The organism is Rhodanobacter sp. OR92 (assembly GCF_000427545.1).
Classification (GTDB): domain Bacteria; phylum Pseudomonadota; class Gammaproteobacteria; order Xanthomonadales; family Rhodanobacteraceae; genus Rhodanobacter; species Rhodanobacter denitrificans.
The window spans coordinates 284502-310109 of record NZ_KE386557.1 but is presented as its reverse complement, the minus strand read 5'-3'; the positions used below and the strand labels follow the sequence as shown (position 1 = coordinate 310109).

The window sequence follows — 25608 nt, the reverse complement described above, 5'->3', positions numbered from 1 at the left end:
GGCGGCATGTATCAGGCGTTCTACAAGCTGCGCGGCAAGCCTTTCCAGCTGACCCCGGATCCGGGAATGCTGTTTCCCAGCAAGGGCCACAAGCGCGCCATGGCGTACCTGCTCTACGGTTTCGAGCAGGGCGAAGGCTTCGTGGTGATCACCGGTGCAGTCGGCACCGGCAAGACGCTGCTCATCCAGAAGCTGTTCGAGGAACTCTCGCATCGCAACCTTGCCGTAGCCAGCATCGCCTCGGCCAATCTCGATGGCGACGACATCCTGCCGGCCGTGGCTTCGGCGCTGGACCTGCCCTATGACGGACGCAGCAAGGAGGCCCTGCTGCAGGATGTGAAGCGGCACCTTATTTCGCTGCACGCCCGTCAGGCGCATGCCCTGCTGGTGGTGGACGAGGCGCAGACGCTTACCGCGGCGGCACTGGAGATGCTGCGCATTCTGTCGAATCTCGAGTTCAAGGGCCGTGCGCTCCTGCAGATATTCCTGGTCGGCCAGACCGAACTGCGGCGCGTCATGGTCAGCAACCACATGGAACAGTTGCGTCAGCGCATCATCGCCTCCCATCGGCTTGAGCCGATGAGCGAGGAGGAAAGCCGCGCGTACATCCTGCACCGCCTGCATACCGTCGGCTGGAGCAACGATCCGGACTTGGCACCCGAAATTTTTACCGGGGTTTACCGGGCCAGCCGCGGGATCCCGCGCAAGATCAACCTCATCATGGACCGGCTGCTGCTGCACGGTTACCTGGAAGAACTGCACGACCTGGACCAGGCGGCGCTCACCGTCGTGCTCGACGAGATCCGCGACGAGATGCCGGGCGTGCCGCCGACACTGGAAGTATCCGCCGCGCTCCAGGACCTGGACCTGACGCGTGACGCCGCGTCATCGCAACGGGATGGCGGGCTCGCCTCGATGGATCTCGAACGCAGCAAATTCATGTTGCAGCTGCTGCGCGAAGAGGTCCGGCGCAGGGAAGTGCTGCTGGCTGCGTCGTCGATGGCACCGGCCGTGGACGAGGCCGTGATCACCGACATGCGCTATCCGCGTTCGAGCCAGGAAGGCAAATGAGCGCCTTGCCGCCACCGCGCGATCCGGTCACCAACGCCATGACGGTGGATGTGGAGGATTATTTCCAGGTGGCAGCCTTCGAGGAGTGCATACGGCGCGAGGACTGGCCGCACTGGCCCGTCCGCGTCGAAGGCAATACCCGGCGCGTGCTGGAGCTTTTCGAGCGGAACGGTGTGCATGCCACCTTCTTCGTGCTGGGCTGGGTGGCGGAGCGCTTCCCTGCGCTGGTGCGCGACATCAGCGCCGCCGGCCATGAGATAGCGAGCCACGGTTTCGGCCACGAGCGTTTGACGCATCTGAGCCGGGCGGAGTTTCGCGACAGCATCACGCGTACAAAACGTCTGCTGGAAGACGTTACCGGCACTGCAGTGCATGGCTATCGGGCACCCAGTTATTCGATCGGACCCACCACGATGTGGGCCCACGACGAATTGCACGAAGCCGGTTACCGCTACAGTTCCAGCATCGTGCCGATTCATCACGATTTGTACGGCATGCCGGCGGCGCCGAGATTTCCGTTTTTCGCGGAGCGTTCCGGCCTGCTCGAGATCCCGGTGACGACGGTGCGCCTGTGCGGGCGCAACTGGCCGTGCGGCGGCGGCGGCTATTTTCGCCTGCTGCCGTATGCGCTGTTCAGGCGCGGCCTGCGACGCGTCAACCGGCGCGAGCGGCGCGCCGGAGTGTTCTATTTCCATCCATGGGAAGTGGATCCGCAGCAGCCACGGGTGCCCGGCGCGACGCTCAGGAATCGGGTGCGCCACTATTTGAACCTGAGCCGCACGACGCCCCGACTCGAGCGGCTCGTGCGCGATTTCCGTTTCGACCGCATGGATCGGGTATTTCTCGCCCGCAGCCACGCCGACTACCCGGTGGTGGCGCTGCAGGCCGTCGAACTCTATGCGCATTGACGGGGGATGCGACATGCTCGACCGCGCGGACGACAGCCATTCCGCCAATCCTTGCGTCGTCAAGCGCCTGGAAAGAGGCGACGAGCAGCGCTGGGACGCGTTTGTCGGCGGCGCTTCGCGGGCCACGTTTTTCCACCGGGTGGCCTGGCGCGGAATCCTCGAACAGGTGCTTGGCCATCGTTGCCACTATTTGTACGCGGAACGGGACGGGGCGATCACGGGCGTGCTGCCGCTCACCGAGATGCGCAGCCGGCTGTTCGGTCACGCGCTGATCTCGACGCCATTCTGCGTGTACGGCGGGGTGGTGGCGGACGACCCGGACAGCGAGGCACAGCTCACCGAGGCCGCTGGCGCGCTCGCCGACGAATTGCGTGTCGATTATCTCGAACTGCGCGACCGCGAACTGCGCCACCCCGCGTGGCCGGTCAAGGATCTGTACGTCAGCTTCCGCAAGGCAATCTGTGCGGACCACGACACGAATCTCAAGGCGATCCCGCGCAAGCAGCGCGCCATGGTGCGCAAGGGCGTTGGCGCCGGCTTGCAGGCGCGCCACGACGGCAGCATCGCCGAGTTCTACCGGGTGTACGCCGAGAGCGTGCGCAATCTGGGTACGCCGGTGTTGTCGCGCAACTATTACGCGAGCCTGCAGCAGGCGTTTGGCCAGGATTGCGAGGTTACCGTGGTCACCCACCAGGGGCAGCCGGTGGCCGCGGTCATGAGCTTCTACTTTCGCGACGAGGTGCATCCGTACTACGGCGGCAGCGTGGCGCGTGGCCGCGATCTGGCGGCCAACGATTTCATGTACTGGGCGGTGATGCAACGTGCGGTGGAGCGCGGCGCCCGGTTGTTCGACTACGGCCGCAGCAAACGGGACAGCGGTTCCTACCACTTCAAGAAGCACTGGGGCTTCGAGCCGCAACCGCTGCCCTATGCCTATTACCTGGTGCGTGCCGGGACCGTTCCCAATATCAGCCCCGCGAACAGCAAGTACGGCCTGTTCATCGAAGCGTGGAAGCGGCTGCCGCTGCCGGTGAGCCGTGCGCTGGGGCCGTGGCTTGCGCGGGATCTGGGTTAGCCCATGCAATCGGTATTGTTCCTCTGTCACCGGCTGCCCTGGCCGCCCAGCAAGGGCGACAAGATCCGCTCGTACCATGTGCTGCGGCGACTCGCCGAACGCTACCGCGTGTATCTCGGCACGTTCGTGGACGACCCGGCCGACTGGCGCTACCTCGCGCAGGTCGAGGCCTTGTGCGCCGAGGCGTGTGTCCGGCCGTTGCCGCCCTGGCGTGCCCGCTGGCGTGCGCTTGCCGCGCTGACGCGGGGTGATGCGCTTACCGTCGGGGCCTATCGCGACCGCGTGATGCGGCGCTGGGTCGAACGGCTGCTGGCCGACCACAAGCTGGAGCTGGCCCTGTGCTATTCGTCCGGCGTGGCGCCGTTGGTCATGCGGCACGCCCAGCTGCGCCGGGTCATGGATTTCGTGGACGTGGATTCCGACAAATGGCAGCAGTACGCGCAGCAGGCCGGTGGCGGCGTGAAGCGCATGCTGTACCAGCGCGAAGCGCGGCGACTGGCCGAGTTCGAGCGCACGATTGCCGCGCAATTCGACGCCAGCGTGTTTGTCTCGGAAGCCGAGGCGGCGTTCTTTCGACAGCTGGTACCGGAGTCGGCCGGCCGGGTCCACGGTATCCCCAATGGAGTGGATGCCGGGTATTGGGATCCACAGCGGGCCTGTTCCAGTCCCTACCGGCTGGGAGAGCGGGTGGTGGTGTTTGTCGGCGCCATGGATTACCGCGCCAACGTGGATGCGGCGTGCTGGTTCGCGCACGAAGTGTGGCCGCGGATCGCCGCCCGGCAGCGGGACGCCCGTTTTTACATTGTCGGCAGCCGGCCCACCGCGGCGGTCCGCGCGCTGGGTCAGCTCGCGGGCATTACCGTGACTGGGCGGGTGGAGGATGCGCGCCCGTACCTGGCATACGCCCATGCCGTGACGGCACCGTTGCGCATTGCGCGCGGCATCCAGAACAAGGTGCTGGAGGCACTGGCCATGGAGAAGGTGTTGCTGGCAACGCCCGAGGCCTGGGAGGGCATCAGGGATTTCGCAGGTCGCCAGGGCTGCATCGATGCATCGCCCGAGGCCATGGCGACGGAAGCCTTGCGCTGGCTGGATGCGCCGCAGGCGGTGCGGGTGCCGGCGGCCCGCGTCGAGGTGTTGTCGCGCCATGACTGGGCGCGCCATCTCGATGCGTACGAAAGCGTGCTGTGCAATGCGCAGCGCGGTGCAGCCCGCGCGGATGCCGTAGGCACTGCCGGGTTGGAGGCGTGCTCATGAGCAGGCCGCTTGCCGCCGTGCCCGTCTATTCCATGCGCATTACGGGCTGGGTATCGGCTGTGGCGGCGTTCGCCGTCGCCGTCGCCGTGCTGCTGGCCTGCTATTGGCGGACCGTGCAATCGCTGGCGTGGGCCTGGGCACACGATGGCACTTACCAATACGCCTTCCTGATTTTTCCGTTGAGCCTGTGGACGGCCTTCGGTCTGCGCCATCAGCTTCAGGCGAACCCGCCGGTGCCGAGTGTCTGGGGTCTGGCAGCGATGGCGGCGCTGGTGTTCGTCTGGTATGCCGGCCGCCTGCTCGACGTCAATCTGGCGCAGCATTTCGCGTTCGTGGCGCTGTTTCCGGCGCTGGTGCTGGCCTGCTGGGGGTGGCGCGCCTTGTGGGTGCTGGCGTTCCCACTCGGCTATCTGGTGGTGTTCGCGGTTCCCTGGGGCGACGCGCTGGTCGGTCCGCTGCAGGACATCACGGCGCATTTCTCGGTACGCGCGCTGGAGTTGATCGGCGTCCCGGTGCTTCTCAACGGCCGGGAGATCCTCACGCCCTCGGCGGTATGGCTGGTGGCCGAAGCATGCAGCGGCGTGAAGTTTTTCATCGCCTGCACCGCACTCGGTTGTCTGTACGCCTACCTGATGTACCGACGCTGGTGGAAGCGGGCGGTTTTCGTGGTACTGGCGGCAGTGACGCCGGTCGTCGCGAATGGCTTGCGGGTGTGTTTCACCGTGCTGATTGGCGAGACCTGGGGCTTGAAATACGCGACCGGCACGGACCACATGATTTTTGGCTGGCAGTTCTTCGGCACGGTGCTGCTGCTGTTGCTGCTGGCCGGCTGGTTCTTCCGCGACCCGCTGGTGGCGCCGGAGCAGCCCCCCGCGCATGGCGGCATGCCTGCCAGTGCGCGCACCGTGGTTTGGCTGGTGGCGTTCGCGCTGTTGATTGCAGGGCCGTCTCTTGCCTCGGGACTGGCGCCACCGGCACCGCCGCAGACCATGCGCCTGACCGCACCAGCGATCGCGGGCTGGAGCGGGCCACAGGCTGCCGCAGACGGCTGGCGGCCAATCTTCAGGGGAGCGGCGGGGCAGGTGCGCGTGTCCTATCAATCGGTCACCGGCGGCGACGTGGTCGAGTTGTTTCATGCCGTCTATACCGGCAAGCCGCGCCGCGGGCATACCCTGATCACCTACGGCAACGACCTCTACGATTCGGCGCACGCGCAAATCCTGAGCAGCGCCAGCCGACGGGTCGAGCTGGCCGACGGGCGGAGCACGACGGTCGGAGAGTTGCGACTGGCCGGTGCAACCGGGTCGCGGTTGGTGTGGTACTGGTACTGCGTGGATCGCCGCTGCACCCGCTCGCCGGCGTTGACCAAGTTGCTGCAGGCGTGGAGCGTGCTGCAGGGACAGGTACCGCGATCTTCGGTATGGGCGTTGTCGTCGTCGGTTGCCGGCGACGATGCCGATCGGGTGCGGACGAAGCTGCACGCCTTTGCGCAGGCGCTGCCCGTGCCCGGTGCGTCCGGGGTGCAGGCGCAGCAGCCGGCTGTTCTTGCCGGGAGCCAGCCATGAACGAGCGGCCGCTGATCGTGCACGTACTGTTCCGGCTGGATACCGGCGGCATGGAGCACATGCTCGTGACCCTGATCAACCAGACCTGCCAGCGCTACCGCCACGCGGTGATCTGTCTGGAAGGCTACGGTGCGCTTCGGGATCAAATCGAGTCCGGCGACGTTGTATGCGTGGCTTTGGGCAAAAGGTCCGGCAAGGATTGGCGCTGCTATTTCAGGTTGTGGCGGGCCTTGCGGGATCTGGGGCCGGACCTGGTCCACACGTACAACATTGGTGCCGTGGACGTGGCGCCGGTCGCCCGGCTTGCAGGGGTCCGTCGCGTCGTGCATGCGGAACGAGGCCGGGATGCCGCCGACCCGCGCGGTGAAAGCCGGAAGTATCGGCTGTTGCGGCGTGGTCTCCTGCCGTTCATCGACCGTTATCTGGCGGTTTCGAGGGACCTGCAGGACTGGCTCATGGAAAAGGTGGGCATACCCTCTTCGCGCGTTGCGTGTATTCCCAACGGTATTGACGTAACAGCGTTTGCCGGCACGGCACATGAAAAAAGCACGCGGCGCTTGCTGGGAGCTTTCGCGCCTCCCGGAACCGTGCTGATCGGCACAGTCGGGCGACTGGATGCCGTCAAGGACCATGCCGGACTGATAGCCGCCTTCCGCATCCTGTGCGAAGCATGGCCGCACCAGCGCGAGCAGTTGCGCCTGGTCCTGCTGGGTGAAGGGCCGCAGCGTGCTGCGCTCGAATCGCAGATCGAGCGTGGCGGGCTTTCGACGCAAGTCCGGCTGCTGGGCAATCGCAGCGATGTGGCGGCGCTGCTCGCTGAGTTCGACGTCTTTGCGCTTTCCTCCATCGCCGAAGGCATGCCCGGCGTCCTGCTGGAGGCCATGGCGTCTGGCTTGCCCGTGGTGGCCACCGATGTCGGCGGAGTAAGCGAAGTGGTGGTGGCCGGCGTGACCGGAACGCTGGTGCCGGCCGGCGATCCGCACGCCATGGCGGCGGCTCTGCGCGCCTATGTCGCCGACGAGAAACTGCGACGCCGACATGGCGAGGCTGGTTGCGAGCGCGTCGCTGCGCGTTTCGGTTTGCACAGCATGGTGTCCGCGTATGTCGCGCTGTACGACGAACTATTGGGTCGGCCGATGAACGCCGTGCAGCCACGCATGATGTCCGGCCTGACCGGGCACAAGGAGCACTGACGTGTGCGGTCTGGCCGGTATCGTCTCGTCGCGGCATGTCGATGTCGATGAAAGGGCTCTGCTGGCCATGCGGGATGCGCAGCTTCACCGCGGACCGGACGAGGCCGGGCTGTATCTCGGCAAGGGCGTGGGTCTGGGGCATCGCCGTCTGTCCATCATCGACCTGGGCCATGGGCAGCAGCCGATGGTGGATGAAACGGCCGGTCTGGCACTGATCTACAACGGCGAGCTGTACAACTTCCCTTCGCTCAAGGCCGAACTGGAGGCACGCGGCGTGGTGTTCCGCAGCCGCTGCGATACCGAAGTGCTGCTGCGCGCCTGGCAGCAGTGGGGCGAAGCCTGCCTGACGCGGCTGGTTGGCATGTTTGCCTTCGCGGTGTGGGACATGCGTACGCAGCGCATCTACCTGGCCCGCGATCAGCTTGGCATCAAACCGCTGTACTACGGCTTCACCCGCACCTTCGAGCTGGTGTTCGCTTCCGAACTCAAGGGACTGCTGGCGCATCCCGGCGTGGAACGCAGGCTCGATCCGCAGGCGCTGGAAGATTATCTCGCGCTCGGCTACGTGCCGGATCCGCGCAGCATCTATCGCGGCATTTTCAAATTGCCGCCCGGCCATTGGTTGAGCTGGCACGCCGGCGAACCGGAACCGGTGCCCCGGCAATACTGGGACGTGCCGTTCAAGGTGGCCGCCGACATGACGGCGGATGAGGCTGCAGCGCAGCTCCACGGCTTGCTGGACAGAGCCGTGGCGGGGCAGATGATTGCGGACGTGCCGCTCGGCGCGTTCCTTTCCGGCGGCGTGGATTCCAGCGCCGTGGTGGCCAGCATGAGCCGGGCGTCGCAGCAACCGGTGCGCACCTGCTCCATCGGTTTCGACCACGGCGGTTTCGACGAGAGCGCCTATGCGCGGCGCGTGGCCGAGCATCTGCATACGCAACATTTCGAGCAGCGGGTCAGCGCCGATGATTACGATCTGCTCGACACGCTGGCGGCGGTTTACGACGAACCGTTTTCCGACAGCTCGGCGCTGCCGACGTATCGCGTGTGCGGGTTGGCGCGCACCCAGGTGACCGTGGCGTTGTCCGGCGACGGCGGCGACGAGAATTTCGCCGGCTACCGGCGCTACCGCCTGCATGCGTGGGAAAGCGGGATGCGCGCGCGCTTGCCGTTGGCGTTGCGCAAGCCGCTGTTTGGTGTGTTGGGCAGTCTCTATCCCAAGGCCGACTGGGCGCCGCGCCCGCTGCGCGCCAAGACCACGTTGCAGGCCCTCGGCCGCGATGACGTGGAAGCCTATTTCCACACCGTCAGCACCACCTCGGCGGCGCTGCGCCAGCAACTGTACAGCGCGGGCTTCAAGCGCGAACTGCAAGGTTACAACGCGCTCGCCGTGTTCCGCGCCCACGCCAGACGCGCGCCCACCGATCATCCGCTGCTGCTGGCCCAGTACCTGGATTTCAAGACCTGGCTTCCCGGCGACATCCTGACCAAGGTGGACCGTGCCAGCATGGCGCACAGCCTGGAGGTGCGCGTGCCGCTGCTCGATCACCGTCTGGTCGAGTGGGCGTCCTCGTTGCCGCCCGGGTTGAAGCTGAGAGGAGGTACCGCGAAGTACATCCTCAAGAAAACGCTGGAACCGGACTTGCCGAACGACGTGCTGTACCGGAGCAAGATGGGTTTCCGCGTGCCTGTGGCAGCGTGGTTGCGCGGCCCGCTCGCGCGGCGCGCCCGGGACGCTTTGCTCGCCGGTGCTGTTGCCGAATGCGGCTACTTCGAGCCGGCCGTGCTCGATCGGCTGCTGCAGCAACATGCGGCTGGCCGGCGCGATCACAGCGCGACGCTGTGGAGCCTGCTGATGCTGGACGCCTTTCTGCGCCGCATGCAGCAGCCCGCTGCCGCGGCTCCCGCCGGGCCGACGCGTAGGGTCGCAACCGCCGGGGCACAACCATGAAGACTGCATCGGCCAACGGCGCTGCCAGTGGTGTCCTGCCATCAGCAGAAGAAACTTTCGACGCCGCGCGGCGAAGTGCCGGAACCGGCGTTGAGGCGGGTGGCGAGCGCAAGATTCGACTGCTGGTCTTCACCAGCCTGTATCCGAATGCCGTCCAGCCGCGCCACGGCGTGTTTGTCGAGGAGCGATTGCGCCACCTCGTGGATTCCGGCCGGGTGACCGCGACGGTTGTAGCGCCGGTGCCTTGGTTTCCGTTTCGGCATCGGCGCTTCGGGGCCCACTCGGCATTTGCCCGGGTGCCCGCGCATGAGCAGCGCTACGGTATCCAGGTCAGCCATCCCCGCTATCCGACGATTCCGAAACTGGGCATGAGCATCGCACCATTTCTGATGTATCACGCCCTTCTGCCAGTCCTGCGAAAACTGCAGGCCAGCGGCACTGACTTCGATCTGATCGATGCACATTACTTTTACCCGGACGGCGTGGCGGCGGCACGCCTTGGTACGGCGCTGGGCAGGCCGGTGGTGATCACCGCGCGCGGCACCGACGTGAACGTGATCCCGCGCTATCGGCGACCCAAACATCAGATCCAATGGGCCGCAGGGTGCGCCGCCGCCATCGTGACCGTGTCGCGGGCGCTGAAGGACAAGGTCATCGCCTTGGGCGTGGATCCCGGGAAGATTGCGGTGTTGCGCAATGGGGTTGATCTTGATCATTTCGGGCCACGGGACCGCACGCTGATTCGTGCCAAATTGGGCCTTGCGGGTCCGGTGTGGTTGACGGTGGGCCACCTGGTCGCACTCAAGGGCGTGCACCTTGCCATCGAGGCGCTGGCGCGGGTGCCGGATACAACGCTGCTGATCGCCGGCGAGGGACCGGAACAGCGCAGGCTGCGCGACCTGGTGGGCCAGCTGGGTCTCCACGCGCGCGTGCGCATGCTTGGCGCCATCTCCCACGCACAGCTGTGCGAGTACTACAACGCAGCAGACGTGCTGGTGCATGCATCGAGCCGTGAGGGCATGCCCAACGCCGTGCTGGAGTCCCTGGCCTGCGGTACGCCGGTGGTGGCCGCACCGTTTGCCGGCGTCAGCGAATTGCTGGATGCGCCCGAGGCAGGCGAGATCGCCGTCGAACGCAGTGCCGAAGCGCTTGCCGCCGCCTGGCTGCGGTTGCGCGACCGGGCGCCGACGCGTGCAGCCACCCGCGGCGCGGCGGAGCGGCTGGGGTGGCAGCCGGTCGTGGAAGCGCAGCACGCACTCTATGCACGGGTACTGTTGGCTGCTGCAGGCGGCGCGACGGCTGGAGCCGAGCCATGAACGACGTCCTGAGCGTCGCGCCGCGCCAAGCCCGGCCGGAGGCATCGACCGAGCGGCCGTTGCGTATCCTGCACGTGCTCGACCACTCGCTGCCCCTGCACAGCGGCTATACCTTCCGGACGCTCGCCATCCTCGAGGCGCAGCGTGCACTGGGCTGGGAAACGATGCACTTGACCGGTCCCAAGCAGGGCAGCGACCGGCAGCGCGAGGAACACGTCGGCGACTGGATGTTCTACCGCACCCCGCCGGCATCCGGCCTGCTGGCGAGGCTGCCGCTGGTCCGGCATCGCTGCCTGATGCGCGCATTGCAGACCCGGCTGGCCGAAGTGGTGGACAACGTGCATCCGGACATTCTTCATGCGCACTCGCCGGTGCTGAACGCGATCCCCGCGCTCGCGGTGGGCCGGGCCGCCGGCATTCCGGTGGTGTACGAAGTCCGCGCGTTCTGGGAAGACGCCGCCGTCGACCTCGGTACGGCGCGCGAGGGAGGGGCGCGGTATCGGTTGACGCGCGCGCTGGAGACCCGGGCCCTGCAACGGGCAGACGCCGTGACCACGATCTGCGAGGGCTTGCGCGGCGACATGCTGAAGCGTGGCATTCCCGCCGACAAGATCACCGTCATTCCCAACGCCGTGGATACCACCCAATTTCGATCCACGGCCAGCGCCGAGGACGCGGAGCTGCGGGAGAAATATGGGCTCACCCGCGGGACCACGCTGGGATTCGCCGGCTCGTTCTACGCCTATGAGGGGCTGGATGGCTTGCTCCGGGCCATGCCGCTGGTACTGCGCGCCGTGCCGCAGGCACGCCTGCTGCTGCTGGGCGGCGGACCGCAGGATGCCGAGCTGCAGGCGCTGGCCGCCCGCCTCGGCCTCGACCACGTCGTGCATTTCGTCGGTCGCGTGCCGCACAGCGAGGTCGCCCGGTACTACAACGCCATGGACGTCATGGTCTATCCGCGCATCTCGCGACGGTTGACGGAACTGGTGACGCCATTGAAGCCGCTTGAGGCGATGGCCATGGGCAAGCTGGTGGCCGCCTCGGATGTCGGCGGCCACCGCGAGCTGATTCGCGACGGCCACAATGGCCATCTATTTTCCGCGGGATCGGCCGAAGCCCTCGCGCAGTGTTTGATCAAGCTGCTGGAGACTCCCGCGAGCTGGGGCAGGGTGATAGCCCATGGGCGGGAGTTCGTCGAGCGCGAACGTACCTGGTCGGCGAGCGTGGCACGTTATCGCGCCGTCTATACCGACGTGCTCGACCGGCACCGGCGAGAGCGCGGGAGGGGCCCATGACTGTCGATACGCCTGCCGTGGTACTGGGCGCCGGAGCCAATGGCCTGGGCGTGGCGCGCAGCCTGGCGCACGCGCGGGTTTCGGTCTGCCTGCTGGATACCGACACGCGGCGCGCGGAAATGCGTACCCGCGCGGCGACGCCGTTGCGGATCCGTGCGACGCACGGTGAAACGCTGGTCGAAGACCTGGTGCGCCTGGGTACGACGCAATTTTCCGGCGTGCGCCCGGTGCTGTTCCTGACCCAGGAGGAAAGTGTCAGGACCGTTTCGCATCATCGCGATCGCCTGTCGGCGCTGTATCGGTTCAACCTGCCGCCCATGGAAGTCGTGGACACGCTGCAGCACAAGGAGGGGTTCCAGCGCCGGGCCGAACAACTCGGCAGTCCCATCCCGCCGCTGGTGCACATCCGCGCGCTGGCGGACCTGCCCGCACTCGGCGAGCTGCGCTATCCGGTCGTGGTCAAGCCTGGCGAGCGCGATGCGGCGTATGCACGTCAATTCAGGAAGGCCTACCGTGCCGGCAGTGCGGAAGAAGCGGCAGCGTTGCTTCGCCGCATCCTGCCGGTGATGGCCGATGTCGTGGTGCAGGAATGGATCGAGGGTCCCGATTCGAGTATCCATTTCTGTCTGCAGTACGTCGATCGGGACGGGCAGGCAGCCGGGTCTTTTGCCGGACGCAAGATCCGCTCCTGGCCGCCGCAGGTGGGCGGCACGGCCAGCTGTACCGCCGCCCCCGAAGTGCATGCGCAGCTTTCCGCCATGACCACCCGGTTTTTCCAGGCGGCGGGCGTGGTCGGCATGGCCAGCATGGAGTACAAGCGCGACACGCGCAGCGGCGAGTTCCGCATGGTGGAGCCGACGATCGGCCGTACCGATTACCAGGAAGAAGTGGCCACCTTGAACGGCGTCAATCTGCCGTACGTGGCCTGGTGTTCGGCGCTGGGCCTGCCGCTTCCGCCGCCGGCCGCCAGCAGGCGACCAGTCGTCTGGCGGGTGCGCTCCGAGGACGTACAGTCCGCAGTCGCCCAGGGCCAGCGCATCACCCAGGGCTATCCGCCCGGTGGCCAGGTGGCCGATGCGGTATGCCGGTGGCGTGATCCCATGCCGTGCCTGGTGCAAGGCCTGCGGCATGTCCGTCGCGCGCTGCTCAGCCGAACTGCGAAGAGGGTGCCGGGATCACCGGTGGCCGGGAGCGAGTCATGAACGTGGTCGCGAGACTCTTGCCCAGACCATGGACGCGCCCTGTCGTCGATGCGCAGGCTGGCTTGCAGGCTGCCGCCGAATGGCTGGCGCGCGCCCAGGATGCCACCGGCAGCGGCGGCGTCAGCGCCTATTACGATGCGACGAAGCGGCAGTGGGCTGGCGCCTATCCGGAAACCACCGGTTACATCATTCCAACCTTCCTGCGCTACGCACAGTTTTCCGGTCAACCTGAGTATCGGGAGCGCGCCATTCGCATGGCCGAGTGGGAAACTGCGATCCAGCTTCCTGAAGGGGGCGTGCGTGCCGGCACGATGGACGCAACGCAGGTTGTGCCAACCATCTTCAATACGGGACAGGTGTTGTTCGGCTGGCTGGCCGCGTGGCAGCAGACGCAAGATGCGCGCTTGCATGACTCGGCGATGCGTGCGGCCGACTGGCTGGTGGCCGCCCAGGATCCTGATGGCGCATGGCGTCGCCACGCTTCGCCGTTTGCCGCCCACGGCGTGAATACCTACAACACGCGCGTGGCGTTTGCGCTGGCCAGGGCCAGCCAGGTCTTGCAGGAGCCGCGCTATCTCGATGCGGCCGTGCGCAATGTGCAGTGGGCACTTGCCCAGATGCATCCCAACGGATGGCTGGAAAACAACGATCTGGAAGACAACGAGCGGCCGCTCACGCACACCATCGCGTATGCCACACGCGGCATGCTGGAGGTCGGCTTGATCGCCGCCAACCACGCCTTTGTGAATGCGGCGGCGCGCGTGGCGCAAGCCGTTGCGCGCACCCAGCGCCGCGATGGGGCCTTGCCCGGGCGTCTGGATTTCGCCTGGCGGGCGGCGAGCCGCTGGACCTGTGTGACCGGCAATGCGCAGATGGCGATCATCTGGCAGCGTCTGGCCAGGGAAACCGGCGAGCGATCCTGGCTGCCGGCGGCCGAGGACGCCAACCGGTTCAATCTGTCGATCCAGAACCTGGCCGCAGCTGACGGTGGCGTGCGCGGCGCGCTACCCGGCTCGCATCCGCGCTCAGGCGGCTACATGAGGAATCGGTATCCGAACTGGGCGGCCAAGTTCTGCATGGATGCGCTGATGCTGCAACTGGAAGTGGGCTAGCCATGCGCGATATCGCCTTCGCGTTGATCATGCTCGGGCTGATCCCCCTGGCCGCGATGCGCCCGTACATCGGCTTGCTGGTGTGGTCGTGGCTCGGCTACATGAACCCGCACCGGCTGACCTTCGGCTTTGCCTACGGCTTTCCTTGGGTGATGCTAATTGCCGTCGTCACGCTTCTGAGCTTGGGGGTTGGCAAGGAGAACAAGCGAATCCCCAGGTCGACGGTCAGTGTGTTGCTGATGATGTTTCTGCTATGGACTGGATTGACCACCTTCTTTGCGGTCCTGCCGGATGCGGCCTGGGTCAGTTGGCAGACCTTCGCCAAGATCATGGTGATGGTGTTTGTGACCTTGATGCTGATCAATAGCCGTGAGCGCATGCATTGGTTGATATGGGTGATTGTGATATCGCTGGGGTATTACGGCCTCAAAGGAGGCTTGTTCACGATCATCAGCGGCGGCGGCAATCGCGTGTTCGGCCCAGCCGGAAGCTTCATCGGGGACAACAACGACCTGGCCCAGGCGCTGTGCATGGTTCTGCCACTGATGCGCTACCTACAGCTCCAGACTTCAAGAAAAATGGTGAGGATCGGATTGGGACTGGCGATGTTCCTTACCGGCGCCGCGATACTTGGTACCTACTCGCGTGGCGGGCTCATTGCGCTCATGGTGGTAAGCGCGGCCCTGTTCCTGAAAAGCCGCAAACGGTTGACGCTCGCGATCGCACTCATGGCGATTGGGCTCACCGCTTATCACTTCATGCCTCCCCAGTGGACTGCGCGCATGGATACGATCCATCACGTGGAGGATGTGAATACGGTGCAGTCACGCGTCCAGTCTTGGGAGTTTGCAACCAATGTTGCGTTGCACCGCCCGTTGACCGGGGGTGGCTTCAAAGTCTATGAAAGCGAGGCCCTGTGGAACCGCTACGCACCCGAGGAGGCTGTCCAACGGGCGGTGCACAGTATTTATTTTCGAGTGCTTGGCGAACAGGGCTTTCCTGGACTTGCCATCTTTGTTGGGTTGCTGGTCGCCAGTTGGCGAAGCTGTGCATACGTTCGCCACAAAAGCCGGCATTTACCAAATGAAAAATGGGCGTTCGACCTTGCTTCAATGCTCCAGGTAAGCCTGCTTGCGTTCATGACTGCAGGTCTGGCCACCACATCGAGCTACTTTGACCTCAGTTATCAGCTGATGGCGATGTGTGCGTTGCTGAAGGGTCTATTACCGGAAGGAGTCGTCGCATATGCGGGGTCAGCAGGGGCCGCTGCAACGCAACCGCACCTGCTGGGACGCGGGCAGGCCGAGCATTCGTTCGGGAAGCCGTGATGGAGGGGCGTGTGGTGGGCAAGTGTGTACTGATGACCGGCTTCCATTTCCCGCCGTCTGCACTGAGCAGCGGTCACCTGCGGCTCTTGGCGTTTACGAAATACCTGCCCGAGCGCGGCTGGGACCCGGTGGTCCTTTCCGCAACCCCGGGCGCGTACGAATTGACCGATCCCGCCAGTGTTCGATCCATACCCAAAGAGTGCAATGTGTACCGTGCCTTTGCGCTGGACGCCAAGCGCCATATGGCAGTCATGGGCAGGTATCCGTCCATTTTCGCGTTACCCGACAGGTGGTCGAGTTGGTGGCCCGCCGCTGTCTGGAACGGACTGCGCCTGATCAGGCGCCATCATGCGCAGGCGATCTGGTCGACGTTTCCCATCATGACCTCCCACTGTGTTGCCTACACCCTGCATCGTTTGACGGGCATCCCGTGGATCGCGGATTTTCGCGACCCGGTTGCGAGTTCAACGGCGGGCAAGAACCCGATGGCGGTCAGGTCGCAGGCCCGCTGGGAGCGTCGCGTCCTGTCGTGCGCGGCGCGTTCGGTGTTCACGACGCCCGGAGCGATGCAGTGGTGTGCCGAGCGCTACCCCGAGGCATGGCGTGCCGGCCGTTTGACGGTCATCGCCAATGGATACGACGACGAGGCATTCGCCGACCTCAGACGCCCGCCTCCACAAGCCGGGCGACCGTTGGTACTGCTGCACAGCGGCCTGTTGTATCCAGAAGGCCGCAGCCCTCTGCCGTTCTTTGCTGCACTCGCGCGTCTCAGGGACTCGGGCGGCGTAACTGCAGGGATGATCAAGGTCGTCCTGCGGGCGAGTGGCTCGGAGGCAACCTACACTCGGGAGATACAGCGTTTGGGACTGGGAGAGATGGTGACTTTGGCGCCACCTGTCGGCAACCGCGAAGCACTGTTCGAGCAGGTCTCGGCCGATGGATTGCTGTTGTTCCAGGGCAGCAGGTTCGACCTGCAGATACCGGCCAAGGTGTACGAGTACCTGCGGATCGGACGGCCGATCTTCGCGCTGGTCGGACCAAACGGCGACACCGCCGCCCTGTTGCGAGAGTCCGGTGGGGCGGAGTTCGTGGCGGCCGATGACGTCGACGCTATTGCGACGGGCCTGCGCCGATTCCTATACGCATTGACCAAGGGCACCGCTCCGTCCCAGCGGCCTGCCGTGGTCGCCCAGTATTCAAGGCGCGCCGGGGCGGCACAACTGGCCTCCTTGCTCGATCAGGTTTGCACTTGAACGTTTCCCGGATCCGGATGGTGTTTGCGGGCCCGCTCGCGAACATATTGCAGACCCCTCGCGGGCGTCGGACCCGTTACCATTCCACAGCCGCATCAAGGAGCAGGGAATGAACTGGAACCCTGACGAGCATTACAAGAGCCAAACGGTTGCCGTCGACTACGACGCAAGCCGGTTCTCGAGTATTCCAGGGCGGGTATTCAACTCCCTCGAAAAACGGACCGTCGCCAAGTGTTTTTCCCGGCTATCCAAAGGCAGCACGATCGCCGACGCGCCATGCGGGACCGGGCGTCTTGCCGGGGCGCTGCTGGAGGCTGGATACAGGGTCCACGGCTTCGACATTTCCGAAGCCATGCTGAGTGTGGCGCGACAACGCCTGGTTTCGTATGCGGAGACCTTCACCTGCGAGGTGGCGGATATGAAGAAAGACCCGCCGAACAGCCCAATCTGCGACGGTGCTTTGTGCGCACGCGTATTGATGCACTTTCCCCTCGACGGACAGATCGAGTTCCTGACTGCGGTCGCCAGGTTGAGTCGTTCAATCGTAGTCATCAACCAGAGCCTCGATTCGGGCTATCAAAGGTTTCGGCGGCGCTTGAAACGGCTAATGGGACATCAGCCACCCGCAAATTATCCGATAAGCAACGGGGATATCAGGCTACTGTTGGAAAAGTCCGGCCTGCGTGAGGTGGGGCGCCATCGTCTACTTCCGTTGATCAGCGAGGCCGTGTATATCGTTGCAGAAAAAGTCTGATGCCTTTGAACTTTGGGTGATCGACGGGCGGCATGAGTAACACGAATCATTAATCGAATTTGGGAACCCCAGGAAGACCGATTTTGGTTCGCACGACGGCCAGGAACGCATGATTTTCCTGACTGAAAAACGCTGGATCACCCGCGCGGGTGATCCAGGACTGGCGAACAATTGAGTCGCGGCGGCCGAAGCCAAGGGATAATCAGGACTTATCATGATGAGAACTCCCAGGCTTGTTCCCGCCAGGCAACCTCCGGCCGCAGTCTTGCGCGGTCGTCCCGCCGGCCCGGAAGGTCAGGACGTTTTCACAGCAGGGTTTCGTTGCTGGTCAGTAAGGCCGATGCGCTGTGCCTGATAACGAGCAAAAACAGAGGACCAGTGTACGACAGGCCTTGTCGCTGTCTTTCGTGCAGAGGCTCGTCGGACTCGTTTTTAGTTTTGGTTCAGTCGTGATCATAAGCCGATTGTTGACCCCAGCGGAAGTCGGCGTGTTTTCGGTCGCGGCGGGACTCGTGGCCCTGATCAACATGCTGCGCGACTTCGGGGTCAGCGAATTCGTGGTCCAGGAACCAACCCTCGATGAGGCGCTGGTGCGCACGGTGTTCACGATCAACCTCATGATCGCATGGGTCCTTGGCGGCATCATCGTCGCGGCCAGCGGCGTGATCGGGACGTTCTATGGGGATCCTGGCGTGACGCGGGTGCTGAAGGTACTCGGTTTCGTTTTTTTTCTGCTCCCGTTCGGCACCACGGCAATGGCGTTGCTGAACCGCGAACTGGAGTACGGGAAGCTGGCCAAGATTCGCATCTGCGAATCCATCATCCGTAGTTGCACCGCAGTTGCGCTTGCGTATGCGGGATTCACGTACATGAGCATCGCGTGGGCATCGGTGGCTGGCATCTCGGCGCTGATCATCGGTTGCACGCTCTGGGGCTGGCAGTACCGCGTGAAGGGACTGAGTTTCATGCATTGGAAACGTGTCCTGCACTTTGGCTCCAATCGCACCATTTCCGACGTCGCCAGCCAACTGGGAGAACAATCCGCCAGCCTCGTGATCGGCAAGATGCTGGGTATGACGGACGCGGGGTTGTTTTCGCGCGGATATGGCGTGGTCAACATGTACCGCACCAACGTCCTTGGTGCGATCGGAGCGGTCGCCTTTCCCGCGTTCGCACGCGAGCACCGGGAGCACGCCACCGCGCCGGACCTGTTCCTGAAGGCGCTGGTTTACACAACCGGGATCAGTTGGCCGTTTTTTTCGTGTAGCGTCATTCTTGCTTATCCAGTCATCAACATCTTGTTCGGCGAGCAATGGGATGCAGCCATTCCGCTGATGCGGTGGCTGTGTTTCGCTGCGTTGATCGGAACATTGATGTTCCAGTGCAACCGGTTCCTGGTTGCGCTGGGACGGGTAAGGGCCGTGACCTGCGTGGAGCTCCAATATCAAACCGTCAGGGTCGGCATTACCATCGGCGCGGCCTTCTATGGCGTCGCTGCGGTCGCGGCTTCACAGGTTCTCGTCTCTATCATTGCTACAGTGCTCTATTACCGAAAAATGCGAATTTATGAAGCGCTGGCCGTTCGCAAATGTGCCAAGGCACTGGTTCCGAGCGTCGTGGTCACGCTGGGTGCCTGTGCCGTACCGGCAGCGGTGGTTCTTTGGCCTGGCCTTGCGGCGCGACACGTGCTTTTGGCGTTTGAACTGGCTGTCGTCGGAGGTGGTGCAGGGTGGTTGCTCGGCCTCGTGGTCGCACGCCACCCCTTGCTGGATGAGCTCAAGCGTGTCGTCTCGCATATTTCCTCGCGTTACCGTCTGTTGCGAGGCTAGGCCGTGACCGGGCTGGGCGTCGCTGGGTTACTCAACGCGCGGTTCATCTGCACCAGTTGTCGCGCGTCGGGAAGTTGGATCGCGGTGACGAGGCCCCTGCCGAGGCAAAACTCCAGCATCCAGCGGCTGCGATGCGTGCGTTGCCAGGAGCAGATCGTAGCCAAGGTGAGTCGAAGGGATGACTTGCGCAGCGATGCCCGTGCCGAGTCACGCCGTGAGTACGAAACCCTGTGCACACTCCAGCGCGTGTTCCCTCAGGACGAACACTTTGGGACGTTGTTGTCGCTGGGTTACCTGGAGTCCGCGGGACGCGGGATCATGGTCACGCGCCATTTCTGCGGCGACAATTTGGCCCAACACCTGCGGTCGTTGGGGGAGCCTGACGCGCGGGAGGCATGCCGTGCTGCGGGGGTCTGGTTGCGCAAGCTGCACCAGAGCGGCGACCCGGACGTACAGATGCAGATGCTGGGTGTGGCGGACAAGCTCGACTACCTTGCGGTCACCTATGGTGCGGTCTTGCGCCGTGATCGCGAAACATGGACCGCGTACCGATGTCTGGAACAAACAGGCTTGCGTATGGACGCAAGGGAGTTCGCCGGCGTGCGCCAGCATGGCGATTTCAAGCCCCAAAACATGTTGTGCGACGGCACCCGATACATTGGACTCGACATACATTGGCAGAGTATCGGACCGGCAGTCTATGACCTTGCACCGTTCCTGAACCATCTCTGGCTTGTCTGCCGCACGTTTGGGGGCTTGCTGACAAATCGTCATTACCTGCAGCGAGAGTCAATGTTCCTTGCCGGGTATGGGTATGGGAATGACCCGCAGGCCGTGTACTGGGCTCAGTTGTATTTCGCGCTGTGCTACCTGGGGGCCTATCGCCAGAAGGGACGCCTGGCGGCGAACTATGCGAGATGGCGGATTGGACCGTTGGTGCGGGAGCTTGCGAGGCGGCTCGAGGAAGTCTCCTGAGCTGACGAAGTGACTTGGCTGCATGCATGGTGCCGTATGTGATTCCTTCACAGCCTACCGACGAAAATACGCATCGCGGAGCGGGCCAGGGATCCCATGCCAGAATGAATGCGTATACTGCCATTGGCCGAAGCCAACGTCGCCCAGAGAAGCCCTTGAGCCTGAGTATCTCTGTCGTCATTCCTGCCTACAACGCGGACAAGTTCATAATCCGTGCACTGGCCAGTATCGAGAGCCAGACGCTCAAACCGGACGAAATAATTGTCGTCGATGACGGTTCCACGGATCGCACGGCGCTTCAGGTAGAGGAATTCGCACGCCATTCGAAGTTGGCGCTCATGTTGGAGCGCCAGCCGAACCGAGGGTCTTCGGCTGCGCGCAACAACGGGATCCGCAAAGCATCTGGTGAATTGATTACTTTCCTTGACGCAGATGATCTGATCTACCCGACGTTTCTGGAACGCACAGTTTCGGGTTTGGCTCGATTTCCCGATTGGGCGGCGTGCTTCAGTGATCGGGATATTGTGGACGTGGATGGCAAGTTCATCTCCCACGACCTGGATCACCCCGTGTTTCGGAAAATGGCGAAAAAGACCATGGGAGGCGGCTTTGTCGAACTGGAGGGCGATGGCCTGTTTTCCAACATGATTGCGGGTAGCGTCATTCCGATGACCATCACATGCCGCAAATCGTGCATTGATGCTGTTGGCGGCTTCGATGAGACGTTGCTTTTCAATGAAGATCGTCTGTTCTTCCTTCAACTTATCAAGAGGAAGGGGAAACTTGGGTTTTTTGAAAAATCATTGGGTGTATGGCAGCGGCATGCGGAGAACAAGACCAGTACTTCCAACGCGATCAATGCCATAAAGTATTCGGACCTGATATTGCAAAAACTGGTTGCTGGCGAGAATGGTCTTAATCTCTCACCAACTGAAATTAGCGACGTGCAGACCGCGCGGCGAAGATTGGCTTCCCAGTGGATGTACGTGGCATCCCGCACGCGGTCACGGTCCACCATCGCTCTCGGTCATCGCCTCTTGACGGAACGTCGTATAACTGTGGGATGCTTTTTGAAAGCAATGGGACGCTATATGATTTCCCAGCCAAAAGGTTAGCTGAAGACATTGAGTGGGCCGTGTCCAAGGCAGCGATCGCCTCCGTGATCGCTGCCTTGGGAAAGAGTCCGGCCTCGCAGGTGCATCGAGAGCGGAGTCCCGTCATGCGCAGAATCAGGAGAAGTCCGCTTTGAGCTGCTCCAGCTTCTCCATGAGGCGGTTTGAGGCTTCGTCGAAAATACTGTCCTTGCTCAGCGTCAGCGAAGGGTTTTTGGTCAATCGTTCGAACTGTATGATGAAACTTTCGATTTCTTTGTTTGTGCTCTTGGCAGGCGGTGGTGTCCAAGTCGTGGAACCAAGCCCGACCTTGCAAAGGGATCTTTTGGCAACGATCTTGAGCCTGTCCGATTTGGAGTAATTGTAATCGGGATCCCACGCGCCCTTCAGTTGGGCAGGGGAGTATTTCAGAGCAAGTGATCCAGCCCAGTCGTGCCACTTTGGCTGGAGGATATGGTCATACAGCACGACCGGCATCCAAGGTATTCTGAAAGAGTCCGCCAAAATGGCGCCGTGCATGGCCTCTGCAATGATTGCCGACGACCTGGAGATCTCCTCGAGTACGGTGTCGACATCCTTTCTTGGGTCGATATAGCGTATACCAACCTCTCGACAGACGCGTTCCCAGTCCAGGTTCCATGCGCTCACGTGATGAGGGATGAACGCGATGCCGGCTCGTTTCGGACCGTTTGGGCGGAACACGGTGGGAGCTAGCGCCGCTGGATCCGTTATCGCATATTCGTTAGGGAGTCTGAGCCTTGCGGCGGTTAGGGGGCCACGAACACAGTAAAACTTCCACTTTTCGTCCACTGTCGGCAAGGCGGAGCCATAACCTACGCCGGACCCGAATACGATCTTGTTGGGACCTGCTGGAATGTTGTTGTTTAGCAATGTCCCTATTCCAACAAAGATCTCGGAGTCGTCGTCATCTATTATGTCGGGTATCAACTTTGACCATAACCAAGGGTTCAGGTCGTCGCCAAAATTTCCATGCTTGTCAATGTAGTAGTAGAGCTTCATGGCGGCATACACTCTTAGTGATCGGCAACGCATTTCAAGCTCGAGCGCAAATGGCTCGCAAGGCCTGATCGGATGACGTCAATTTTGGTGATCACATGGCGAAGTCTGCGCACGGTCGCGATGGCGTGGCGCCTGGACGCGTGAGGCGATGAAGCAACTGTACCAGCAACTTGGGACCGATCCATGCTCCTGACCTTGCCTCCGCTGGCCCGCACCACGCCGCGCATTCGCGCCGAGCTGTGCGCTGCTGAGCCGGCCGCGGAACGCTATGCGAAGTTCCACAACGACTATCCGCCGCAACGCTCTCTCGGACACCGAGCGCTCCGGCAGGAAATGGCGCCATGGAGTCCGGGACGCCCTGATTTTTTCGTCAGAAAATTGAATGACCAAGCGGGTCTTGATAGAGCAGCGTCGCCAGTTGACAGCTGAAGGATGTTTCGACCGATCACTCGCCTTCCTGCGAGCTCAGCGCCATGCTTTGGCTTCATCCATGGGCGAACAGATGACTTCCTGGCAGAGTTCGTGATGAGCGCTCCGAACCACGGGCGAGTAGAATCGAAACGTCATCGGGGTAGTCCGCCACAATAAAATGTCATCGCGATATACGAACTCCATGCTAGCAGCCAAGACTTTTTTCGAAACCCCGTCGGAGCGTCTTACTCCACGCATGGAGGAGGACTTTTTCACCTCGCTGATGACGAGAAACAGGACCTACAAGACTACATTTCACGATCGCTTCTCCGACATCAATCCGTATCTCCAGGAGTACCTCCTGCACCATGCGCCACCGACGCTCAGGGTTCTGGACGTCGGGATTTCTTCCGGCATAAGCACAGTCGAGCTATACGATGATCTGAGCCGGGGCGGGCGCGAAGTCGAGGTTGTCGGTACCGATATTCTGATCGACGCCTTCTTGGTGAAGGTGTTTCCACGGTGCTACGCGTTGGTCGATCCCGGCGGATTTCCGCTTCGGTTCGATTTTCCCTTTGTCACCATGAAGCCCTGGGTGACGCGCGACGATTATTACAACGGGCTTTTCATCTTGCGCAAGTTCGTCAATACATTATTCACTCATCAGGTGCATCGAATGTTGCGTAATCCGGACGACGCCCGGATCAGTGAAGTGAAGCTGGTTACCCCACGAGCGCTGGCCAAGTCTGGTATCACCGTGTGCACCGATGATATAAGCAGGTACAACAGTGAATTCGAGGCAAGATTTGATTTTGTTCGTGCAGCTAATGTGCTCAACAGCGGATATTTTTCTCCCACGGTCCTTTCGGCAATGGTAGCGAACATCGGGTGCTACCTGACCGAACCCGAGGGCAGTCTACTGGTGGTGCGCACACATGAAGACCGTGCCAGCCACGGAACCCTGTTTCGCAGGGGGAATGGTCGGCATTTTGAGGCGGTTCACCGGTTTGGATCCGGGTCGGAGGTTGAAGATATTGTGTTGCGGGTGGAGATACCGACGAAATGACCTCGCCGTGAAGCGGTCATGGGTGAGCGGTGTGCTGCAACGGAACACGGATAGACTCGGAGGGGAGTCACATGATCGCAGCGTGGACAGGAACGGCGGTCGTAACTCATCGACGGTGAGGTCATGGGCCTGAATGTGTCTTCCTTCGGTTGTGTATCGGCACGCGACGCATATCCATGCTGAACGCACTGTCGGTATTCCTTGTTGGCGGCGATTCCGACGGGCAAATCCGTGCGGCACGCTCGTTGGAGCGGCAACGGTTTATCCGTGCCACGCAGATCGAATGGTACGGAGGCAGCGTTGTCGCATGGGGGCATCCGGAGCAACGGCGAGTCGAGGATTGCGTCGTTCAAAGCCCATTGGGGGCAGCTTGCTGCGTCGGTCCACTGTGGTTTCGCGGTTATTTCGGCCGGCAGGCGTTGGCGTCACTGCTCGACGAAGTTCGCGCGACGGGGCGTCTGGAAGAAGGTTCGCTGCGCGGCAACTTTGCGCTGTTCCTCGACACGGGTGAACAAACTTGGCTGTTGAACGACGCTTTGGGCTTCATACGCATTTACACGAGTGCAGATCGCTGTTTTTTCAGTACTAGCTGGCTGGCTGTCTGCGCTTATGGGCAGCGCGTCGAACCTGACGCCGCCTCGGCGATTGAATACGTACTGCTGGGGGCGGCGCATTCATGCCAATCGGTCGCGCGCGGTGTCGACCTGCTTCCCCTCGGGCGTGTCCAGGATTTTCGGCGCCGCAGTACGTGGCAGCGCTTCCCCCGCGGTTTCGAGGTGCAGACGCCTGAGTTCCACTCGTTGGACGAGGCGGTGGAGGCCATCACCGGGCATCTGCGCACGATTTCGTCCGAGGTGGCATCGGCCTTTCCGGGTCGGGTCAATGCGGCTTTGTCGGGCGGTTTCGATTCACGCCTGATTGTCGCAGGGTTGCTTGATGCCGGTGTGCGGCCTCGGTTGTTTGTATATGGCGATGCCGACTCCGCCGACGTGGCGGCAGCCCGGACCGTGGCTGCTGCGGCCGACCTCGCGCTCGAAGCAATCGACAAACGCGCGATGAATCGTGGTTTTCCGATGCCCGACATCGAATCCCTGGAGCAGAGCGCGCTGTTCTTCGACGGCCTGCCCAGCGACGGCATCGATGATCCGGGCGCTGACCGCCACACCCGATTGCAGCAAACTGCCGACGGGCGCATTGCGCTGAATGGTGGCGGCGGCGAGATCTTCCGCAACTTCTTCCATCTGCCGAACCGTGCCTTTGCCGCTCCTGACATCGTGAGAACCTTCTATCGCGGATTCAGCCGCAGCGTTTTTCGCGACCCCGATGGCTTGGCAAGTTACGAAGCGCGGCTCGCCGCGTCGATGCGGAATATCGTGGGCATGTCTGAAGTCGGGAGCGAGCTTCTGTCGCGCGAGCAAGTGGAGCTGCTCTACCCTCTGTTTCGCTGCCACTACTGGATGGGCCTCAACAACAGTGTGGCGGTACGCCACGGTAACTACGCGACGCCGCTGGTGGATCTGGAGTCCGTGCGCTTGGCGCTCCGGGTGCCGTTGCGCTGGAAGAACGCAGGGGCCCTGGAAAGTCGCCTGGTCGCCGCACTGCATCAGGGGGTCGCTGCGCAACCTTCGACCTATGGCTTTCGCTTTGATGCTGGACCGGGTTGGAAGGCACGACTGGCCGAGTGGACGACGTGCGCGCGTCCCGTGCGGCTGCGCCCAATGATCAATGCCACACGCCGGAGTCTGCAGAATATGCGGATAGCGCCTGCGGTGTGGCAACGGTACCGTGCGTTGCTTCCAGGCGAGTGGCGCATGGACTCGCTGCTCGACCTCATTCAGTTGGCGGATGAGCGTGCTTTGGGGCGCGCTCTTGCCGTCGAGGTCGTATGGCGGCGGCTGCTCTAGTGCTCAATGCG

The 25608-nt window shown here is 62.9% G+C and carries 20 protein-coding genes; 19 read left to right on the top strand and 1 reads right to left on the bottom strand.

The annotated features are described in order from the left end of the window. Window positions 1-6 precede the first annotated feature (6 nt). The 17 genes from RHOOR92_RS0115680 (at window position 7) to RHOOR92_RS0115600 (ending at window position 21199) form a co-directional block, all read left to right on the top strand. Complete coding sequence (locus RHOOR92_RS0115680; RefSeq protein WP_015448572.1) at window positions 7-1071, top strand: XrtA/PEP-CTERM system-associated ATPase; 1065 nt, start codon at window positions 7-9, stop codon at window positions 1069-1071. Further along, window positions 1068-1979: an XrtA system polysaccharide deacetylase gene (locus RHOOR92_RS0115675; protein ID WP_007511481.1), complete on the top strand. Its 912-nt coding sequence runs from the start codon at window positions 1068-1070 to the stop codon at window positions 1977-1979. Before RHOOR92_RS0115680 ends, RHOOR92_RS0115675 begins: the two co-directional genes overlap by 4 nt. 13 nt (window positions 1980-1992) lie before the next feature. Continuing rightward, a complete protein-coding gene (locus tag RHOOR92_RS0115670; protein ID WP_007511479.1) occupies window positions 1993-3054 on the top strand; it encodes a FemAB family XrtA/PEP-CTERM system-associated protein in 1062 nt (353 codons plus the stop codon). Between the two features lie 3 nt (window positions 3055-3057). After that, window positions 3058-4311 (top strand): TIGR03087 family PEP-CTERM/XrtA system glycosyltransferase, encoded by a 1254-nt coding sequence (locus tag RHOOR92_RS0115665; RefSeq protein ID WP_027490679.1) that lies wholly within the window; start codon window positions 3058-3060, stop codon window positions 4309-4311. Then, window positions 4242-5876: an exosortase A gene (xrtA, locus tag RHOOR92_RS0115660; RefSeq protein ID WP_231378414.1), complete on the top strand. Its 1635-nt coding sequence runs from the start codon at window positions 4242-4244 to the stop codon at window positions 5874-5876. The genes RHOOR92_RS0115665 and xrtA overlap by 70 nt, the downstream gene beginning before the upstream one ends. Beyond that, a complete protein-coding gene (locus tag RHOOR92_RS0115655; RefSeq protein ID WP_027490677.1) occupies window positions 5873-7069 on the top strand; it encodes a TIGR03088 family PEP-CTERM/XrtA system glycosyltransferase in 1197 nt (398 codons plus the stop codon). Before xrtA ends, RHOOR92_RS0115655 begins: the two co-directional genes overlap by 4 nt. Window position 7070: 1 nt before the next feature. After that, on the top strand, window positions 7071-9020 hold the full coding sequence (locus tag RHOOR92_RS0115650) for an XrtA/PEP-CTERM system amidotransferase (protein ID WP_027490676.1): 1950 nt from the start codon (window positions 7071-7073) through the stop codon (window positions 9018-9020). After that, window positions 9017-10336, top strand: a complete 1320-nt coding sequence (locus RHOOR92_RS0115645) for a glycosyltransferase family 4 protein (protein ID WP_027490675.1) — start codon at window positions 9017-9019, stop codon at window positions 10334-10336. Before RHOOR92_RS0115650 ends, RHOOR92_RS0115645 begins: the two co-directional genes overlap by 4 nt. Further along, window positions 10333-11631, top strand: a complete 1299-nt coding sequence (locus RHOOR92_RS0115640) for a TIGR04063 family PEP-CTERM/XrtA system glycosyltransferase (RefSeq protein ID WP_027490674.1) — start codon at window positions 10333-10335, stop codon at window positions 11629-11631. Before RHOOR92_RS0115645 ends, RHOOR92_RS0115640 begins: the two co-directional genes overlap by 4 nt. Continuing rightward, the gene (locus tag RHOOR92_RS0115635; RefSeq protein WP_027490673.1) at window positions 11628-12833 is read left to right on the top strand and encodes an FAD-dependent oxidoreductase; all 1206 of its coding nucleotides are present in this window, start codon (window positions 11628-11630) and stop codon (window positions 12831-12833) included. Before RHOOR92_RS0115640 ends, RHOOR92_RS0115635 begins: the two co-directional genes overlap by 4 nt. Then, a complete protein-coding gene (locus RHOOR92_RS0115630; protein WP_037115569.1) occupies window positions 12830-13945 on the top strand; it encodes a beta-L-arabinofuranosidase domain-containing protein in 1116 nt (371 codons plus the stop codon). The genes RHOOR92_RS0115635 and RHOOR92_RS0115630 overlap by 4 nt, the downstream gene beginning before the upstream one ends. A gap of 2 nt (window positions 13946-13947) precedes the next feature. Continuing rightward, window positions 13948-15273, top strand: a complete 1326-nt coding sequence (locus tag RHOOR92_RS0115625) for a putative O-glycosylation ligase, exosortase A system-associated (protein WP_007511461.1) — start codon at window positions 13948-13950, stop codon at window positions 15271-15273. A 32-nt stretch (window positions 15274-15305) separates the two neighbouring features. Continuing rightward, on the top strand, window positions 15306-16526 hold the full coding sequence (locus RHOOR92_RS0115620; protein ID WP_231378413.1) for a glycosyltransferase: 1221 nt from the start codon (window positions 15306-15308) through the stop codon (window positions 16524-16526). Between the two features lie 109 nt (window positions 16527-16635). Beyond that, window positions 16636-17280, top strand: a complete 645-nt coding sequence (locus RHOOR92_RS0115615; RefSeq protein WP_027484978.1) for a class I SAM-dependent methyltransferase — start codon at window positions 16636-16638, stop codon at window positions 17278-17280. 347 nt (window positions 17281-17627) lie between these two features. Beyond that, window positions 17628-19109, top strand: coding sequence for a lipopolysaccharide biosynthesis protein (locus tag RHOOR92_RS0115610; RefSeq protein ID WP_027490671.1), 1482 nt, complete (start codon window positions 17628-17630; stop codon window positions 19107-19109). A gap of 183 nt (window positions 19110-19292) precedes the next feature. Beyond that, the gene (locus RHOOR92_RS0115605; protein WP_231378412.1) at window positions 19293-20084 is read left to right on the top strand and encodes a phosphotransferase; all 792 of its coding nucleotides are present in this window, start codon (window positions 19293-19295) and stop codon (window positions 20082-20084) included. Between the two features lie 155 nt (window positions 20085-20239). Continuing rightward, a complete protein-coding gene (locus RHOOR92_RS0115600; RefSeq protein WP_037115567.1) occupies window positions 20240-21199 on the top strand; it encodes a glycosyltransferase family A protein in 960 nt (319 codons plus the stop codon). 114 nt (window positions 21200-21313) lie between these two features. Here RHOOR92_RS0115600 and RHOOR92_RS0115595 read toward each other — a convergent pair whose 3' ends face one another. Next, window positions 21314-22216, bottom strand: coding sequence for a polysaccharide pyruvyl transferase family protein (locus RHOOR92_RS0115595; RefSeq protein ID WP_027484494.1), 903 nt, complete (start codon window positions 22214-22216; stop codon window positions 21314-21316). A 613-nt stretch (window positions 22217-22829) separates the two neighbouring features. Here RHOOR92_RS0115595 and RHOOR92_RS0115590 point away from each other — a divergent pair. Both RHOOR92_RS0115590 and RHOOR92_RS0115585 read left to right on the top strand, forming a co-directional pair. Then, window positions 22830-23693: a hypothetical protein gene (locus RHOOR92_RS0115590; RefSeq protein WP_027490669.1), complete on the top strand. Its 864-nt coding sequence runs from the start codon at window positions 22830-22832 to the stop codon at window positions 23691-23693. A gap of 176 nt (window positions 23694-23869) precedes the next feature. Continuing rightward, on the top strand, window positions 23870-25597 hold the full coding sequence (locus RHOOR92_RS0115585) for a hypothetical protein (RefSeq protein WP_027490668.1): 1728 nt from the start codon (window positions 23870-23872) through the stop codon (window positions 25595-25597). Window positions 25598-25608: the final 11 nt, after the last annotated feature.